Genomic DNA, 16,471 nt, shown 5'->3' with positions numbered 1-16,471 from the left:
AGACTGGCCAGAACGTGCAGAAAAAGCACTATTGCCCCCGCATCAGCGCCGGCGCAGGCTCTGGCTGGGACTTTCGCCGAAGCGCTCCTTGTATTCCACGCTGAAGCGGCCAAGGTGGGCGAAGCCCCAGCGCATGGCAATGGTGGCGATGTGACAGTTCGGTTCGCTGAGCAGGGCCTGGCGCGCCCCGTCCAGGCGCAGCGTGCGCAGATACTGCATGGGACTGACGCCGCAATACTCCTTGAATCCCGCATACAGGCTGCGCAGGCTCACACCGGCCACCAATGCCATCTGGTCGGCACTGACGGGTTCACCCGCATTGGCGCGCAGGAATTCCTGGACACGCTTGACATGGCGCGGCAGCACTGCCGTGCAGCGGACCGTGTCCGGCTGGCGCATGTCGTGCGGCTGCGCGGCCAGCAGCGTGGCCACCACCATTTGTTCGAGGTGCGCCACCAGCAGGCGATACTGGCAGGGATCGAAGGGGTGGCTGGCGCAATCGTTCAGGTATTGCACCAGGCAGCGCCAGGGCGGACACTCGCGCCAGCGAAAGCCCAGCTGAAAGCGGATTGTTTCAGGTTCAAGCCGTCCACTCAGGGCACCGGCCGCACGATCGACCAGCAGGCGGTCGATGCGCACCATCAACTGGTCGCAGTCCCCGCTCCAGTGCATCACGGTCGAGTCGCAGGGGCTGAGTACGGACGCAACATCAGGATTTGAGCCGACGCGCTGCGTGCCGCTGGTAATGAGGGCGTGGCCATCAAGGGGCATTTGGACGAGGTAAAAGTCGCCCAGCGGACCGGGTTCGATTTCCACATCGGCGCCATACTTGAGGCGGTTGAGCGAAACGCCGCCGAACGCCATGTGATGCATTCGTGCGTTGACCTGTTGTCCGCTGCCGCGCACTTGCAGATCGTGCGGCTTCATCACTGTTCCCACCAGGCTGCGCGTCTGCGCCAGATCACGCGAGGCGAACAGTTGCCGCTCAGACATCGTGATCAATGCCTCGGACAGGCCCGGCATGGCGAACGCGGTGGACATGATTTTCTGTGCCGCAATGGCGAACGTTATTTAACAAATAATTCTACGCTCATCTGTCTTTACAGGTCAGGTAAATACATTCAGCGTTGCGAATTGGTGTCGCTGCGTTTGCGGCGGCTGGCCACCAGCTGTCGCTCCCATCGCCCCGACGCGTCATATCAAGTAAACTGATGGTTGCAGAAGCGGTCGTTACACGACCAGCAAACGCTGTATAGGAGAAACATGAAGAGCAATCTGCAGTATATTTTCGATAAGATCACACGCGGCACTGCTAGCGCCGAGGAGTGGAAAAATCTGGACCGGGAAGCATTGATGGCGCTGGCAATGAGCGTGGGCGCTGCCGACCGCGGCGTGGCCCTGGCTGCAGACAAGGCAAGCCTGGTTGCGGATGCCGTTATGGCAGCCCGCACGAGCAGCAGTGCCGACGTACGGCGGCTACGCGCAGGCCTGGACCATGAGGAACCGTAAGTTAAATTATCGAACCCGGATCCTGGTCGGAGCTCCCAGGCCTGCCCCCTCAACGCCCGCATCGATTTTCCACGTGTCCGTTGCCCGTTGAAGTAGCGCAACCTCGGCATCGGCAAAATGTTCATCTGCGTACACCAGCTGCCACATCGCCTTCCATACGCTCAGGCGAAGCTCCGGCCGGACAATTTCGGCCAGGCATTGATCGATCATGGCAGTCTCTAACTTGACCAGACCGTCAGGGGTGGTCGGAAGATCGCCGGACATTTCCCGAAGGACCTGATCGAACATGTCTTCTTCTATCCCGGCATGGCCAAGTATGCTCAACTTGTAAGTGGCGGCGATTTCGGAGGGCGATCCTCCGCCGTCGATAATGACGGTCAAGGCAAGCAATCGGGAAACGGCCTGCGGGCTATCGGGCGGGTAGGAGCGCATGGTTCATCCTCGTTGGACATGTTTGAAAGTGCCAGCATTGCACGAATCGCGTCCCGAATGTGGCGGAACACGGCAAATCGTCCGCGTCGGCTGCCATTTTTGCAGTGCCCTATCTTGATTGGCCTGAACGTTCACGCCAGGATCAAGGCCGGGCGTAGTCGGGACGGGAGCGCAAACACCTTCAAAGTAGCAGGGCAGGGCCCCTGCAGCTGGCGAAAAATCATATTCGCAACATTATTGTCTTCTTCCCCAGCCGAGCGCATAGAATGACGCCTCCCCCTCGCTGAATATCGTCGTGAAAACCACTGTTCTTACCCTGTCCATCCTCGCTTCAACGCACGCCTTCTCGGCGCCGGGCACTATCGGCGCTGCCGACTGTCTCATTGTGAACCCTCATCCGGTGCCCAAGGAACGGGTGCAGTGGAGCGGCGGGTGCAAAGATGGTTTCGCCCATGGAGAAGGCGGCCTTGAATGGTTCGTCAACAATGAATTGCGTTCCTATTACAAGGGAACGCTGGTTCGCGGCCGCAAGCACGGGCACGGCTACCGCAAGGTAGGGGAAGGTGAAGAGTACGAAGGCGAATTCGTCGACGACAAGCGCGAAGGCAAGGGCGCCATGCTGCGCCGGGGCGGCGATAGCTATCAAGGCCAGTGGCAAGCCGGCGAGCCACACGGCACCGGCACTGCCGTGTTCGGTCTGGGCGGCCGCTATGAAGGACAGTGGCGCAATGGCATGCCCCACGGCCAAGGGAAGGCCACTTACGCTGGTGGCCAGGTGATAGAAGGCGTCTTTGTCAACGGTGTGCCGCAGGGCAGCCAGGAACGGGGAATGCCGGAACGGGAGAGCAAACACGTCCTGAAAGAGGACTATGCAAAATGGAACACCTGGTTCAAGGCTGATGCTGCTACGGGGAATATTCCTTTCGATAAGTCCTATCATCAGATGACCAGGGATCAGCAACTGCTGGTCAATGACAGCTACAAAATGCTGTATGAAGGTGATGAACCACCGTACCCTGCGCGCGGTCTGAAGGAAATTTTCGTTTCATTTCACAAGCTGGCTTATATGTCACAAAATACAGGTTTGCTGCACATGGACGTGCTCGTGGACAGCCAAGGCAATGCAGAGTCGGTGACGGTCTACGCAATGCCGCATCCCGACATGAAAATGCTTGCTGCCCAGATCGTGATGGAAGAAAAATACAAGCCTGCCATGTGTTCAGGAAAACCGTGCGCCATGGCCTTTCCGTACAAAGTCAACTTCGAGCTGGAGTGGTAGCCATTGATTGGCGCAGGCAGCTTGCGATCCGGACATTATTGGGTGTAACAGACAAACTGGCGGGAACGATCTAGACTTTTTATATCGTTAGTTCTGCGCATGGAGTTGTGATTGAATGCGCAGCTTCAAGCTGCACGACTGCATCTGGTAATTTGCCGAGCCGCTCAGCCCGAAAACGCAGACCAGGACCCCAACCGATGCTTGCGCGCCATGTGACGATAGTAAGTGGCCATGATCAAGCCGAATGCAGTGCCAGTGATGAGCGCGACCCAGAGTGCTTCGTTGGCCGGCATTTCCCGGATACCGCGATTGCCAAGGAGCCAAGCCCCAATCCCGAAGACCGGCCCGAAAAAACCGCCACTGATCAGAACAAGCGGTACGAAGCCGAGGAAGGGAGGAGGCGGCGCCTTCACCCCCATCGACCACAGCATCTGCCAGGCAGGCGGAAACGCCGTGGACTCAGCGACGCCGTTCGCCGCCATGTATTGCTTGTAGCTTTCGATCTTTCTGGAATTTGCCATGCGCATCCAACCTTGAAGTAGGCGGCTCGCCGCCCGAAGCTTAATAATGAACTGCGGCTTTCCGGACGCCGCTACCCTTCCTTGAAGTCGCAGCAGATGCCGCCCAACTCTCTAGTCAGCTCCCCTTCAAGAGCTGCCAGATTGTTATCGACCAGATGCCGTTCGCTCTATGCGCCCCCTGCTTCTGGCGAAAGGCCGCTTAAGGCCGTGGATTCAACCGGCCGTTTGCGAACGCCCAGTCTACCTGATGAGTTGCCGCGACCAAAAAAATCTTTGTCGACATTTTTCCGGCGCCGCTTTGCCCAAGTGCTGCAGGACAAGCGAGCCGGATGTGGCCAACTTGCCTGAGCCAAAATACATGTCGTTCTTTTGCAATTCAGATGGTATTGTTTCAATCACTTTCCCTGGAGATTGCATGAATCGACTTGTTCCGATGTGTACCGTATTCGCCTTGTTGTCCGCGTGTGCTGCCCGGCCTCCGCTGACCGACTTTACCGCCAGTTCGGGCTCGGCCCGGGTCGCCGAGCAGCTGGCAGTCCGTTTCGAAAAAGCCCATCTGAGCTTGCGCGTGGAACCGGATACCAAGCGCATCAGCGGCGACGCCGTACTGACATTCGCCGCCACGGCCCCCCTGGCGCGCGTGGCACTGGAACTTGATCGAAACCTGGCGGTGTCCTTTGCCAGCATCGACGGTGTGGCGCTGGCGCCTGGTGCCATCAGCAATGCCGAAGGTCGCCTGTTCCTCAACCTGCCGTCACCCCTGGCTGTTGGCGCGCGCACCACCGTGCGGGTCCGTTACGCCGGGGTGCCCCACGTAGCTAAACGCGCGCCATGGGAGGGCGGGTTTGTATGGAACACCACGCCCGATGGCAAACCATGGATCGCGACGGCGGTTCAAGGTGAAGGATGCGATCTGTTCTGGCCCTGCATTGATCACCCCCAGGGCAAGCCCGAATCGGTGGAGCTGCATATCAGCGTACCGGCGCCACTGGTGGCAGCTAGCAACGGCATTGCCATGGGCATGGATGAACGCGACGGCTGGCGCACCTACCACTGGCGCGCGAGGCAGTCGAGCACCTACGGCATTTCGCTCAATATTGGCCCTTATTTGCAAATGTCCGGCAGCTACAAGAGCCGCTTTGGCAATACGATTCCCCTGGCGTTTTGGTATTTGCCGCACAACGCAGCTGCCGCTGCCGAGCTGTTTGCCGAATTTACGCCGATGCTCGACTTTTTCGAATCGCGGATTGGTCCTTATCCATTTGGCGACGAAAAAATGGGCGTTGTCGAAACACCGCACCTGGGCATGGAGCACCAGACCATCAACGCCTACGGCAACGGGTACACCAAGGCGGCAAGTGGCTACGACTGGCTGCTGCATCACGAGCTGGCCCATGAGTGGTTTGGCAATCAGATGACCAATGCTAATTGGGACGATATGTGGCTGCATGAAGGATTCGGCAGCTATATGCAACCCCTGTACCTGCAGCAGCTGCGTGGCGAGCAGGTCTTTCAGGCGACGCTGTTCGACCAACGCAAGACCATTAGCAACAAGAACCCCATGGTCACTGGCAAGGACAAGAACGTAGAGGACGTGTACCAAGAAAAGCGTGGCGGTGCAGGCCTCGACATTTACACCAAAGGTTCGCTCATCCTGCACACGCTGCGCGGGTTGATCGGAGACGATGCTTTTTTCCGCTCCGTGCGCCGCCTGGTGTACGGCACCGAGAATCCGCTACCCGGAACATTCCAGCCGCGTTACGCCAGCACCAAGGAATACATGGCAATCGTTCGTGAAGTGAGCGGTCGCGACCTGGATTGGTTCTTTAACGCATATCTCTACCAGGCTGCACTTCCCGAGCTGGTGGCGCAGCGGGATGGCGAGCGCCTTATGCTGTCCTGGAAACTCAAGCAGGGGGGTGTTTTTCCCATGCCAGTCGAAGTGCGCGTTGGCGATCGCATAGAAACGGTCGCGATGAGCGGTGGCGTGGGGGAGCTGGTGGTCCCAGTCGGGACTTCGTATCAGCTTGACCCACAATCCCGGGTGCTGCGTCATGAACCGCAGATCGAAGCATGGCGCCAGCAGGTCGAAGAGCGCAAGAAATTGGCGGCGCCTAAATAGTTGGTTAACGCCGGCTGCGTGCTAGCAAAGGTATTACCGCGATCATGCTTGCTAAATCCCTAGGGAAGAGAACCCGCTTTCCGCTTTCTTGAGCAATGATGACAGCGAAAGAGCCGTTTGTGGCCCAAAAAGCTGCCGGTAGGCTACGTCGGCCCACTCTCCATGAGCTTGCTTGAGAGCTTTGCCACCCGCCTAACCATCTTCCACGCACTGCCGAATTGCCGCGTCATTGTCGCGTTCAACGCCGGAAATCTTCCTGTCGTTGCAGAGCGCATGCAGCGGTTCGCCATGGGCGTCGTGTGTGCCGACAATGACTGGGAGACGCTGGCGCGCCGCGGCTTCAGTCCGGGCCTGGACGAGGCCGGCAAGGCCGCCGCAATCCTTGGGGGTGGGCATGGCCTACCCAACATGCGCCTGCACGGACTGGAACGATTACGCGCAGGCCCCGTTGGCCGGGCAAAATCCCCCACCCCTGGCCGGGTCAAAATCCCCCACCTCCTGACCGTTTAGCGCCGCCTTAAAGCCGGCACCTGGTCGCCGGAGGGCATTCCCGTTGGCAGGACGTAACCTTACCCCTTCGACCATCGAAGGGGGCATGGAGGGTGAACGTCTTGAAACCAAACAAACGAACCACAGTGGCCACGCTGTTGGCCACCGGCACTAGTCAGCGCGAGATAGCGCGGCTCACCGGGGTAGACCGTAAAACAATCCGCCGCCTGGCATTGGACCGCACGGGACCAGAGCCAAATTCCCCCACCCTGGCCACCGGCGCAGCCGCACCGAATTCCTCCACCCCGGCCACCGGCTCTGGCGTTGAAATTCCCCCACCCCGGCCACCGGCAATCGACAGCGGACCGCAATCGCTGTGCGAACCACACCGCGTCTTCATCGAGGCCCAGCTACGCCTGCGCCGCAACTACACGTCGATCTACCAGGACTTGGTCGACCAGTTCGGTTTTACGGGCCGCTACAACAGCGTCAAGCGCTTCGCCGGCCGGCTGGTGCAGCGCGAGCCGGAGCAGTTCGACCGGCTTGAGTTCGGGCCCGGCGAGGAGGCCCAGGTCGACTACGGTGAGGGCGCGCTGACGCGCATCCCCGGCAGTGACCGTTACCGCCGGCCGCGCCTGTTCGTCATGACCTTGCGCTACTCGCGGCGCAGCTTCCGCCGCGTGGTCTGGAACTCGTCGAAGGAGACCTGGGCTCAGCTGCACGAGCAGGCCTTTCGGTACTTCGGTGGGACCACCGCTTACGTCGTACTCGACAACCTCAAGGAAGGCGTCATCAAGCCCGATCTGTACGAACCGGAACTGAACCCCGTCTACAGGGACGTGCTGGCCTACTACGGCGTCGTCGCCGACCCTGCCAGGGTGCGCGATCCCAACCGCAAGGGGACGGTCGAGAACGCGATCCAGCATACCCAGAGCACCGCGCTCAAGGGCCGGCGCTTCGAGACCATCGACGAGCAGAACACGTTCCTGGAACAGTGGGAAACCAAGTGGGCCGCGCCGCGCATCCATGGCAGTGCCAGGCGACAGGTCGAGGCCATGTTCCAGGAGGAGCGCGCCCACCTCGGTGCGCTGCCGCTGCAGGGCTTCGGCTACTACACCGAGTGCGAGCGCACCGTCGCCGACGACACCTGCATCCGCATCGACCATGGCAGCTACGCGGCACGCCCGGCGAAGATCGGCAGCCGGGTGCTGGTGCGCCTGTTCGAGCGCCACGTCGAGATCCGCGACCGCCTCACGCTGGGCCTGCTGCGCACGCACCCGCGCGCTCAGCGCCCTGGCAGCGTGCTGCTGCCCGACGACGAGCGGCCCTTCAACCCCTCGCGCGAGACGCGCCGCATCCTGGCGCAGGCCGGCGACATCGGCGACGCCACGTTGGCGCTGTGCCAGCAATGGTTCGAGCATGAAGGCAGGGTGGGCCAGCGCAAGCTGCGCGGCGTGGTGGGCTTGGCCAAGCGCTTCCCGCGCCGCCTGATCGATCAGGCGTGCGCTCAGGCCCTGCAGGAGAACGTACGCAACTACAAGTCGATCAAGAACCTCACCGAACGCCTGCTGGCGAAGGCGCTGGCCGAGATTGACGCGCCACTGCAGGCCGAGCTGGATCTGGAACAGCACCATCCACTGATCGGCGAAGGTGAGGACTACGCCGACCTGTTTGCGCGCGCGGCCACCGCCAGCGCCGCCATTGATACGACCAAGGAGACACCATGAGCATGAGCATGAACGAAATCGAACGCGCCCTGCGCGAGCTGCGCCTGTCCGGCATCCGCGCCACGCTTGACACCCGCATCCTGCAGGCACAGGCTACCCAGGAGCCCTTCCTCGACACCTTCGCGCTGATCTTGCAGGACGAACTTGACCGGCGCCGCTCGCACCTGATGGAGCGGCGTTACAAGCAGAGCGGGCTCGATGAGCGCATGTCGCTGGCTGACTTCGACTGGCGCTTCAACCCCAAGGTGCCAAGGGCTGCGTGCTTCGATCTGCACACCCTCAAGTTCGTCGCCGAGGGGCAGAACGCGCTAATCATCGGCCGACCGGGCACGGGCAAGAGCCACATCGCCAAGGCCGTGGCCTACCAGGGAACGCTGCAAGGGCACAACGTGCGCTACCTGGAGGCCGATGGCGCGTTCGCGGCCTATGCGCTCGGGAGCGAGGACGAGCAGCGGCAGCAGTTACGCACCCTGGTAGACGCCGACCTGCTGGTGCTGGACGATCTGTTCCTCGCGCGCCGCATCAGCGACAAGGCCGGCGAGCTGCTACAGACGCTGGTGCACCAGCGCTACAAGCTCAAGCGCAGCATCGTGGTCACCTCCAACCGGGTCGTGCAGGACTGGGGCAAGTACCTCGGCGACAACACCATGGCCACCACCATCCTTGACCGGCTCATGCATCGGGCGCACATCCTTGAGTTCGAGGGGAAAAGCTACCGGCTGAAGGAGGCAGCGTCACGGCTGACGCGCTTGACGTCTGCCGACGTTAAGCAGGACTGACAAAGCTGCCGGCAGGAACATGGACTACAATCCGGACTGTCCTGCCTGGGGGAGTTTGACCTGGCCAAAGGTGGGGGAATTTAACCTGGCCAACGGGGCGCGCAGGAGCAGCTGGAGACAGCCGTCACCGGCCAGTCGTTCAGGAAATAACCGCCCCGGCGCCGGCAGTTGAGCTTCACAAATGAAACGCGAATGTTTAAAGCCCTATATCGGCCGCGCTCACCTGAATTTTTAGGCCAGCGAAACGTCAGTTTTTTTTGATAAGCGCTGGGGCATAGCAAGGTCGCGCCGTCACGCTCTGCGGCGATCGTGCTTGCGACCAAGCCATCCGCCAACGATGGCCGCAATAAGGGAAATGGCAATCCAGCAGCCGAAAAAAGTATCTGCGGCGCCTGCTGTCCGATCCCAATAGCTATCGCCGTGCTCAACGAAGGTGCCTGCCCATAACCATAGCCCTCCGAAGAAAGCGAAGGTCGTGACGATCAGCGCGAAAAATGCGTAGAGGATGCTTTTCATTACGCTATAGGAAAAAAGCGGATTTTTCTGGACTTGCCGAAATCGGACCAGATATTCCATGGAATAACAATTCTAAACCTCGTACGAAGACCTGAAGAAAGGTCGGTCATCCGGCTGCCATTCCACAAGTCGATATGGTCGCCTCCGGAACCCGCTGAAGCTGAGTAATAATCTTCGAAGCAGATAATACCCGTTCTGCCCACAACCTGATCACGCCAATTTTCGCCGGTTATGTCCTCGGCTCGCCTGCAACCAAGGAACGGTTGCTTCTCCAACCAGTTCGCCAACTCGGCCGCGGCCAGAATATGATCTGCATCGGGGTGAATCCAGCACTTGCGTTTAGTCGGGTACGATTTGAACGTGACCCCAACCTTTTTGAGAGCATAGCTCACTCGGATGGCGCACTGGTTTGCGAATAGAATGCCGCGGTTCTCATTTTTTGCGTCACAAGGATTGCCTGTTTTGTAGGCTGACCACAAGGCGCTGAACGTGATGACGGACGCGTCTAATTTGCACAGTGAGTCTTTCGTCGTGTTCGTCCTTACCTTGGCCTGCTGCTTAACCTGTGGCACGGTCATCCCTCCATGCGGGCGAGTGCTTCATCGCCCCAGAAGACTTCATATTCCTCCTCGCCATCCGTTGGGATGCGAGGCAACTTGCCGCTTACGTCCGTAAGGCCGGAGAGATGCATTCCTGATGCGGTCACGATCAGATATGGGATGCCTTCTGCTACCAAGCGGGGAAGGGCCGGCTGCTCGTCATAAGCATCACCTCCCTCTTCAGTAGCTGTTTTAGCAGCTTCCGGCCGCGCAGCCTTGGTCTCGCTGCGCTGCGCGGGTGCACCGACCGACGGGCGGGCTGCTGGTATCGCAGACGCTGTCGTTGATTCGGTGACGCCGGTGGTCCATTCCACTGTATCGGTGAACTGGGTCGCGATGAGCGCGGCTCCGCAGGCGGTCTTCATCCCTGCCAGAGCCACTCCCCTTCCATAGAACGTCGTCGTGAGCACTCCCTCGATGATCGGAAAGGTCCCCTTGCACTGCGGGCAGCTGACTTTGTGCCCCATGTATGCAATCGGCTTTCCATGACAGATATCCGTCATTGACCCTTCAAGGACCTCGCCCCCATGGGAAGTGGGGTCGCCCTGTCGGATGATCTCTGGCATAACCCAACCCCATTATTAACAAATATTTAATTTTATATTGACCGTTCTTACTAGTATTTGACTTTCATCAGGACGATAAAAAAAAATTTCTAACTGCTTGATTTCCGCTAGGCAATGTATGCGACATTGGGCCTCGTACGGACGGGTTGAGGCAATTATCTCGATCTTAGGTGCGCCAAAATTTCAGCCCAACGCCTCTCGCTCGAGTGCGGCAGCCCTATTTGGAGAACTCCGGCGGAAGCGCTTCCTCGGGAGAAAGCAGTCCTGTTGTGGGAAACCGAGCTGAGGGAGACATCGAGGCGGTCAGGCTCCATTTTTCAGCCGGCTTGACGTCGGGTTTGGGGCGGGAGGGGCCTGTCGAGACGGTCGGGTGCCCTTGCATGTTTGCGGAACAGGTGCGCCACCTGGATAGAGCGTGCCAAGGTACTACCTAGTCCGCTTGAATCGGGAGCTGTCGGTCAGGACACTGGCGGCTTTTCCACTTCGGCAATCTGCTAATCTGTGCCGAACGGCCGAGATTCGGCCAGGCTGTGGAAGAACGTCCGAATTGGGTCTTCTCAGACGTCTCTATATCATTCCCAAGCCCGAGGAAACCGCGTACAGCCTTGGAAGGTCGTAATCGCAAAGCTCCAGCCGCCGCCTTCGTTTCTATACAGCCTAGGCCCGAAGCAGACGTTCAATGATTAATTGAACGCAGTTTCCAATCTAGATCGCTAGCGGCTATTGGTCGCTTCGGATCTGCCCGATTCTAGCCCTGCCTGCGGTAACGACAAGTTGCTTCGTTACACGAAGTGATACTGATACTGGAGGGTCGGCTAAGAGATCAAGTCGGACCTCATGGCCAGTTGCTAGTTTTTGTGGCTTGCCCAACTTTAAAATGCACGCTCGTTTGATCCAGATACGAAATGCAACAGTGCTCATTCCGAGATCCCGACTACCTACCATAACTAGACCACATTGGCGCCACTGACCATAATAAATGGGCCGCTCTACATCGATCATTCTATAAACGGCAAGAACCTCGCCAAAATCCACCTGTGTGGGCGTCGTAGCGCTCCACAGTTCCCTAACGGTGAATTTGGTAACGGGCTCAATTCGTACGTTCGTTGCCAAGGTAAGCGAATCGGCCTGCCCAATTAATGGCGCAAGAACGCAAAGCACCATCAATCTGGATGCGATCGTCATTTGAGACCTCTACTTAGATCTGCGATTGGCCGCTTGCCGATACGCGCCGGTCGGCTGCGGCGTCCCACGCTACCTGAGCTCGCGCGACCTGGCCAGAAGTCGAGTTGCCCTTGGGCCCCGTTCCGCCGACTGACTTTTATTCTGGCCCGACCGACATTGTTCTTTCTCGGCAAAACAGCGTGCCAGAGCCGTTACTCGACCGTCACCGACTTGGCCAGATTTCGCGGCTTGTCCACGTCGGTACCCTTGGCCAGCGCGGTGTGATACGCCAGCAACTGCAGCGCGGCCACGTGCAGGATCGGTGACAGCAAGCCGTAGTGTTCCGGCAGGCGGATCACGTGCAGGCCATCGCCCGACGTGATGCGCGAGTCGACGTCGGCAAACACGTACAGCTGGCCGCCGCGGGCGCGCACTTCCTGCATGTTCGATTTCAGCTTTTCCAGCAGCGCATCGTTCGGAGCGATCGTGACCACCGGCATTTCATCGGTCACCAGCGCCAGCGGGCCGTGCTTGAGTTCACCTGCTGGATAGGCTTCAGCGTGGATGTAAGAAATTTCCTTGAGCTTGAGCGCGCCTTCCAGGGCGATCGGGTAGTGAATTCCGCGGCCGAGGAACAAGGCATTGTCCTTGCGTGCGAAATCGTCGGCCCAGGCAATGATCTGCGGCTCCAGCGCCAGCACGGCGGCAATGGCGACCGGCAGGTGGCGCATTTCCTTGAGATAGGTCGTTTCCTGCTCTTCATTGAGGTGGCCATTCACCTTGGCCAACGTGAGCGTGAGCAAGAACAGGGCGGCGAGCTGGGTGGTGAACGCCTTGGTCGAGGCCACGCCCACTTCCACACCGGCACGGGTGATGTAGGCCAGCGAGCACTCGCGCACCATGGCGCTGGTCGAGACGTTGCAGATGGTCAGGGTGTGTTCCATGCCCATGGCGCGCGCATGCTTGAGCGCAGCAAGGGTGTCAGCCGTCTCGCCACTTTGGGTGATGGTGACAACCAGGGTGGTCGGGCAGGGTACGCTGTCGCGGTAGCGGTATTCGCTGGCAATTTCCACAGCGACTGGCACCTTGGCCACGGACTCGATCCAGTACTTGGCCGTCAGGCCGGCGTAGTAGCTGGTGCCGCAGGCCAGGATCAGTACCCGGTCGATTTTCTTGAATACTTCGGCAGCGTTGTCGCCGAACAGGTCAGGGGTAATGCCGGTCACGCCTTCGAGCGTGTCGCCGATCACGCGTGGCTGCTCGAAAATTTCTTTCTGCATGTAGTGGCGGTATGGACCCAGCTCGGCCGCGCCGGTGTGGGCGTGGACGGTCTTGATTTCGCGCTCGACCGGACGGCCATCAGCGTCAACCACCCAGATCTTGGCCAGCTGCAGGTCGACCACGTCGCCTTCTTCCAGGTAAATAATCTGGTCGGTCGTGCCGGCCAGCGCCATGGCGTCGGAGGCAACGAAGTTTTCACCCTTGCCCAAGCCCACGATCAGTGGCGAACCCTGGCGCGCAGCTACCACGCGGTGCGGCTCTTCGCGGCTGAATACGGCAATGGCGTAGGCGCCGTGCAGGCGCTTGACGGCCAGCTTGACGGTTTCGAACAGGTCGCCGGTGTACATGTGGTCCACCAGGTGGGCGATCACTTCGGTGTCGGTCTGGCTCTGGAACACATAGCCAAGGCCGGTCAGTTCGGCGCGCAGTTCGTCGTGGTTTTCGATGATGCCGTTGTGGACGAGGGCGATGCGGGCGTTCTCTTCGGTTGGCGAGAAGTGCGGGTGCGCATTGTGCGACGCCGGCGCGCCGTGGGTGGCCCAACGGGTGTGGGCAATACCGGTGAATCCCTGCAAGCCTTCGCCCTGAATCTGGCTTTCCAGCTCGGCCACGCGCGAGGTGCTGCGCGAACGCTGCAGCTTGCCGTCGACGTGCAGCGCCACGCCGCACGAGTCATAGCCGCGGTACTCCAGGCGCTTCAAGCCTTCAATCAGGATGGGGGTGATATTGCGCTGCGCTACTGCTCCGACGATACCGCACATGTTGAACCTCGTTCATGAATAAATGGAATGCATGGATAGTATCCAATATGCAATGAAATATGCTGTCGAACGGAGCCTATTTTTGGTATATTATTTCATCATGATTTAATCATGAAATAATATTTCATTTACACCGATATAATTTTGCTAAAGGTGCGTTTATGCAGGATAGTGGCCAGCCCGTGCTTGACGATCTTGATCGTCGCATCCTCAATGCCATGCAAATTGACGCGTCGCATACCAATGCAGAGTTGGCGGAACTGGTCCATATTTCCCCGCCCACCTGCCTGCGCCGGGTCAAGCAGCTTACCGAGCAGCAAGTCATCCAGCGCCAGGTGGCGATTGTCGATCCGGACAAGGTGGGCGCGCGCCTGACGGCCATCGTCGAGATCACGCTCGACGTGCAGGCAGCCGAGCGGATGAGCGAATTCGAGCAGCATGTGGCGGGCGAGGCGGCCGTGCTGCAGTGCTACCGGGTGGCGCCGGGCCCGGACTTTGTTCTGGTGGTGCAAGTGGCAGACATGCCGGCCTACCATGCACTGGCCCATCGCCTGTTCGCCACCCACAAGAACGTGCGCAACGTCAAAGCATACTTTTCCACCTTCCGTAGCAAATTCGAAACACGTATTGCCGTCTGATCCAGCCGTCCTGAGCAATCGCAACGAGCTCCAAGGCAAAACAGTGTCTACTGGCAACTGTTTAAACGCACGGGGGCGGTGGCCATGGAGACCAAGGAGTTAGCGCACGGCAGTAAGCAAGCCCTGCAAATCAGGCCGTCGGCAGAGCTGGTGAGTCTGTCGGGGGTGCGCAAGGTGTACGGCGGCAATACGTACGCCTTGCACGACATTGAACTCGACATCACCCGGGGCGAAATCATTGCCATCTGCGGTCCGGGCGGCAGCGGCAAGACTTCCTTGCTGCATATTGTGGGCATGCTGGAAGCGGCCACCGAGGGCAGCGTGGTGCTGGCCGGGCTGCTGGTGTCCAAGCTGTCGGAACAGGCGCGCGCCGACTTGCGCAACGACATGCTGGGCTTCGTGTTCCAATCCTTTAGCCTGATTCCCGTGCTCACCGCGCGCGAAAACGTGTTGCTGCCCATGCTGCTGCGCGCCCAGCTGGGCGAATCCGAGCTGGCTGCCGCCCAGGCCCGGGCCGACACCTTGCTGGCGGCCGTGGGCCTCGCGCCCCAGGCCGCCTACTACCCGCCGCGCCTCGATCCCGGCCAGTGCCAGCGCGTGGCGATTGCGCGCGCCCTCATCAATCAGCCGCGCCTGGTCATTGCCGACGAACCCACGTCGCGCCAGGACAGTTGCTGCACCCGCATGATCATGGACCTGTTTGCGGAGCAGCAAGCCGCCTGCGGCACCACCTTCCTGATCTCCACGCGCGACCAGCGCCAGCTCAGCCGCGTTACGCGCACCCTGCAGCTGGCCGACGGGCGCCTGCAAAGCACGCCAGGTTCGCGCCGGCCCTTGCAGGTCCAGCCATGAGTCCTCACCGGCTCGCGCTGCGTGCACTCATGCTGGGCAATTCGCGCAGCATGCTGGCGGTGATCCTGATCGCGGCCAGCCTGTGCGTGCTCGACTTGTTTGCCGGCCATATTGCCAGCGCCCGCGCGCGCATGGAATTCCAGAGCATCATGGGGGAACGGCTGGGCCACCTGGCAATCCTGCGCGCGCCGGAGCCGGATGCGCCGGCCAGGAGCGCCATGTTCCGGCCCGAGGAAGCGCTGCGGGTGATCCGCGTGGTCGAAGCGAGCCGCGGCGTGGCGCTGGTGGTGCCGCAAATGAGCGTGTCCGGCATTGCTTCCACCGGCAGCCGCTCCGCGCTGTTTTTTGGCGAAGGCATCGTCTCGACGCCGGACCATCGGGGCCCCGTCCAGGGTCTGCCGGGCAAGCTCAATCCGTCGATCCGCAATGGCATTGCCGTGAGCAGCAAGCAAGCCAAATCGCTGGGTCTGAGCAATGGCAGCACTGTCACCCTGACCGGTGCCACGCTGGACGCGCGCGCCATTCCCGTGGACGCGGAAGTGGTCGATGTCTATACCTCGGCCGGGAGGGCCGAAAACAGCCGCCATCCGCTGTTGATGCCGTTTGCCATGGCGCAATCGCTGCTGGACACGGAACTGACGGAACGTATCGTGGTCTATCTATCGGATACGGCGGAAACGGAAACGCGGCGCGCCTCGCTGGCAGCGGCGCTGCAGGCGGCCGGGCTGCCGGTATTGGTCAAAACCTGGCAAGAGCAGTCGCCCGCCTATGCCAGCGAGCGCAGCGCATCGGACATGGCCTTTGACAGCGTGGCCGGCATGGTCTTTGGCGTCATTGCCGCCATCATTGCCGCCACCCTGTCCATCAACGTCATGGAGCGGCGGCGCGAAACAGCCACCCTGCGCGCGCTCGGCATGCGCAGCAGCAGTGTGTTTCTGATGTTTGTCATGGAAAGCTTTTTGATGGCCATGTCGGCCGTGGTGGTAAGCCTGATCACCAGCAGCCTGGTCGCCTGGATCGTCAACCGGGCGGCACTGTCCTATGCCTCGCCCCTTGCCACAGGCAAGGCACCCATGCTGGTGGAGCTGGACTTCAACCGCATGGGCATGGCGGTGGTGACGGTGCTGGCAGTGTCGCTGCTGGCATCACTAATACCGGCTTTTAAAGCGGCGCGGGGCACCGTTGCCCCCGCACTGTGATTGTGGGCCGGGCCGCCCGGGTCCATTGGCGGACGCA

16 protein-coding genes are annotated in these 16,471 nt (G+C 60.2%); 9 read left to right on the top strand and 7 right to left on the bottom strand.

The window, feature by feature from the left end; all coding sequences use genetic code 11:
- Nucleotides 1-42: 42 nt before the first annotated feature.
- Nucleotides 43-1,041: an AraC family transcriptional regulator gene (locus tag KY495_RS08725; RefSeq protein WP_219883262.1), complete on the bottom strand. Its 999-nt coding sequence runs from the start codon at nucleotides 1,039-1,041 to the stop codon at nucleotides 43-45.
- Nucleotides 1,042-1,263: 222 nt separating this feature from the next.
- Between KY495_RS08725 and KY495_RS08720 the strand changes: the two genes are divergently transcribed.
- Nucleotides 1,264-1,509 (top strand): hypothetical protein, encoded by a 246-nt coding sequence (locus tag KY495_RS08720; protein ID WP_219883261.1) that lies wholly within the window; start codon nucleotides 1,264-1,266, stop codon nucleotides 1,507-1,509.
- Nucleotides 1,510-1,515: 6 nt separating this feature from the next.
- Here the strand turns inward: KY495_RS08720 and KY495_RS08715 are convergent, their stop codons facing one another.
- Nucleotides 1,516-1,941 carry a TerB family tellurite resistance protein gene (locus tag KY495_RS08715; RefSeq protein ID WP_219883260.1) on the bottom strand — a complete coding sequence of 142 codons (426 nt, stop codon included), beginning with the start codon at nucleotides 1,939-1,941 and terminating at the stop codon, nucleotides 1,516-1,518.
- Nucleotides 1,942-2,236: 295 nt separating this feature from the next.
- Here KY495_RS08715 and KY495_RS08710 point away from each other — a divergent pair, with 295 nt between their 5' ends.
- On the top strand, nucleotides 2,237-3,220 hold the full coding sequence (locus tag KY495_RS08710) for an energy transducer TonB (protein WP_219883259.1): 984 nt from the start codon (nucleotides 2,237-2,239) through the stop codon (nucleotides 3,218-3,220).
- A 164-nt stretch (nucleotides 3,221-3,384) separates the two neighbouring features.
- Here KY495_RS08710 and KY495_RS08705 read toward each other — a convergent pair whose 3' ends face one another.
- Entirely contained in the window at nucleotides 3,385-3,741 is a 357-nt protein-coding gene (locus tag KY495_RS08705) for a DUF6404 family protein (protein ID WP_219883258.1), read from the bottom strand.
- 331 nt (nucleotides 3,742-4,072) lie between these two features.
- Here KY495_RS08705 and KY495_RS08700 point away from each other — a divergent pair, with 331 nt between their 5' ends.
- From KY495_RS08700 to istB, 4 genes are all read left to right on the top strand, one after another.
- Complete coding sequence (locus KY495_RS08700) at nucleotides 4,073-5,863, top strand: M1 family metallopeptidase (protein WP_229518546.1); 1,791 nt, start codon at nucleotides 4,073-4,075, stop codon at nucleotides 5,861-5,863.
- Nucleotides 5,864-6,025: 162 nt separating this feature from the next.
- Nucleotides 6,026-6,373, top strand: a complete 348-nt coding sequence (locus KY495_RS08695) for a hypothetical protein (RefSeq protein WP_219883257.1) — start codon at nucleotides 6,026-6,028, stop codon at nucleotides 6,371-6,373.
- Between the two features lie 92 nt (nucleotides 6,374-6,465).
- Nucleotides 6,466-8,079: an IS21 family transposase gene (gene istA, locus KY495_RS08690; RefSeq protein ID WP_219882976.1), complete on the top strand. Its 1,614-nt coding sequence runs from the start codon at nucleotides 6,466-6,468 to the stop codon at nucleotides 8,077-8,079.
- Nucleotides 8,080-8,081: 2 nt separating this feature from the next.
- Nucleotides 8,082-8,858 (top strand): IS21-like element helper ATPase IstB, encoded by a 777-nt coding sequence (istB, locus tag KY495_RS08685; protein WP_219884141.1) that lies wholly within the window; start codon nucleotides 8,082-8,084, stop codon nucleotides 8,856-8,858.
- A 291-nt stretch (nucleotides 8,859-9,149) separates the two neighbouring features.
- On the opposite strand, the gene KY495_RS08680 is transcribed toward istB, so the two are convergent.
- The 4 genes from KY495_RS08680 to glmS form a co-directional block, all read right to left on the bottom strand.
- Complete coding sequence (locus KY495_RS08680) at nucleotides 9,150-9,374, bottom strand: hypothetical protein (RefSeq protein ID WP_219883256.1); 225 nt, start codon at nucleotides 9,372-9,374, stop codon at nucleotides 9,150-9,152.
- Nucleotides 9,374-9,952 (bottom strand): type VI secretion system amidase effector protein Tae4, encoded by a 579-nt coding sequence (locus KY495_RS08675; protein WP_219883255.1) that lies wholly within the window; start codon nucleotides 9,950-9,952, stop codon nucleotides 9,374-9,376. The genes KY495_RS08680 and KY495_RS08675 overlap by 1 nt, the downstream gene beginning before the upstream one ends.
- A complete protein-coding gene (locus KY495_RS08670; RefSeq protein ID WP_219883254.1) occupies nucleotides 9,949-10,539 on the bottom strand; it encodes a PAAR domain-containing protein in 591 nt (196 codons plus the stop codon). The genes KY495_RS08675 and KY495_RS08670 overlap by 4 nt, the downstream gene beginning before the upstream one ends.
- Nucleotides 10,540-11,915: 1,376 nt before the next feature.
- Nucleotides 11,916-13,745: a glutamine--fructose-6-phosphate transaminase (isomerizing) gene (glmS, locus tag KY495_RS08665; RefSeq protein WP_219883253.1), complete on the bottom strand. Its 1,830-nt coding sequence runs from the start codon at nucleotides 13,743-13,745 to the stop codon at nucleotides 11,916-11,918.
- 161 nt (nucleotides 13,746-13,906) lie between these two features.
- Here glmS and KY495_RS08660 point away from each other — a divergent pair, with 161 nt between their 5' ends.
- From KY495_RS08660 to KY495_RS08650, 3 genes are all read left to right on the top strand, one after another.
- Complete coding sequence (locus KY495_RS08660; protein ID WP_219883252.1) at nucleotides 13,907-14,383, top strand: Lrp/AsnC family transcriptional regulator; 477 nt, start codon at nucleotides 13,907-13,909, stop codon at nucleotides 14,381-14,383.
- A gap of 84 nt (nucleotides 14,384-14,467) precedes the next feature.
- Complete coding sequence (locus tag KY495_RS08655; protein WP_219883251.1) at nucleotides 14,468-15,235, top strand: ABC transporter ATP-binding protein; 768 nt, start codon at nucleotides 14,468-14,470, stop codon at nucleotides 15,233-15,235.
- Nucleotides 15,232-16,434 carry an ABC transporter permease gene (locus KY495_RS08650; protein WP_219883250.1) on the top strand — a complete coding sequence of 401 codons (1,203 nt, stop codon included), beginning with the start codon at nucleotides 15,232-15,234 and terminating at the stop codon, nucleotides 16,432-16,434. Before KY495_RS08655 ends, KY495_RS08650 begins: the two co-directional genes overlap by 4 nt.
- Nucleotides 16,435-16,471 lie beyond the last annotated feature (37 nt).

This window comes from Massilia sp. PAMC28688, from assembly GCF_019443445.1.
Classification (GTDB): domain Bacteria; phylum Pseudomonadota; class Gammaproteobacteria; order Burkholderiales; family Burkholderiaceae_D; genus Telluria_A.
This window is presented reverse-complemented; position numbering and strand designations above follow the sequence as displayed.

Coding starts and splice junctions, on each gene's coding strand:
- KY495_RS08670 (WP_219883254.1), bottom strand. CDS start 10,539: ATGCCAGAGATCATCCGACAGGGCGACCCCACTTCCCATGGGGGCGAG.
- KY495_RS08705 (WP_219883258.1), bottom strand. CDS start 3,741: ATGGCAAATTCCAGAAAGATCGAAAGCTACAAGCAATACATGGCGGCG.
- KY495_RS08675 (WP_219883255.1), bottom strand. CDS start 9,952: ATGACCGTGCCACAGGTTAAGCAGCAGGCCAAGGTAAGGACGAACACG.
- KY495_RS08715 (WP_219883260.1), bottom strand. CDS start 1,941: ATGCGCTCCTACCCGCCCGATAGCCCGCAGGCCGTTTCCCGATTGCTT.
- KY495_RS08660 (WP_219883252.1), top strand. CDS start 13,907: ATGCAGGATAGTGGCCAGCCCGTGCTTGACGATCTTGATCGTCGCATC.
- KY495_RS08650 (WP_219883250.1), top strand. CDS start 15,232: ATGAGTCCTCACCGGCTCGCGCTGCGTGCACTCATGCTGGGCAATTCG.
- KY495_RS08720 (WP_219883261.1), top strand. CDS start 1,264: ATGAAGAGCAATCTGCAGTATATTTTCGATAAGATCACACGCGGCACT.
- KY495_RS08655 (WP_219883251.1), top strand. CDS start 14,468: ATGGAGACCAAGGAGTTAGCGCACGGCAGTAAGCAAGCCCTGCAAATC.
- KY495_RS08680 (WP_219883256.1), bottom strand. CDS start 9,374: ATGAAAAGCATCCTCTACGCATTTTTCGCGCTGATCGTCACGACCTTC.
- istB (WP_219884141.1), top strand. CDS start 8,082: ATGAGCATGAACGAAATCGAACGCGCCCTGCGCGAGCTGCGCCTGTCC.
- KY495_RS08725 (WP_219883262.1), bottom strand. CDS start 1,041: ATGTCCACCGCGTTCGCCATGCCGGGCCTGTCCGAGGCATTGATCACG.
- KY495_RS08695 (WP_219883257.1), top strand. CDS start 6,026: ATGAGCTTGCTTGAGAGCTTTGCCACCCGCCTAACCATCTTCCACGCA.
- glmS (WP_219883253.1), bottom strand. CDS start 13,745: ATGTGCGGTATCGTCGGAGCAGTAGCGCAGCGCAATATCACCCCCATC.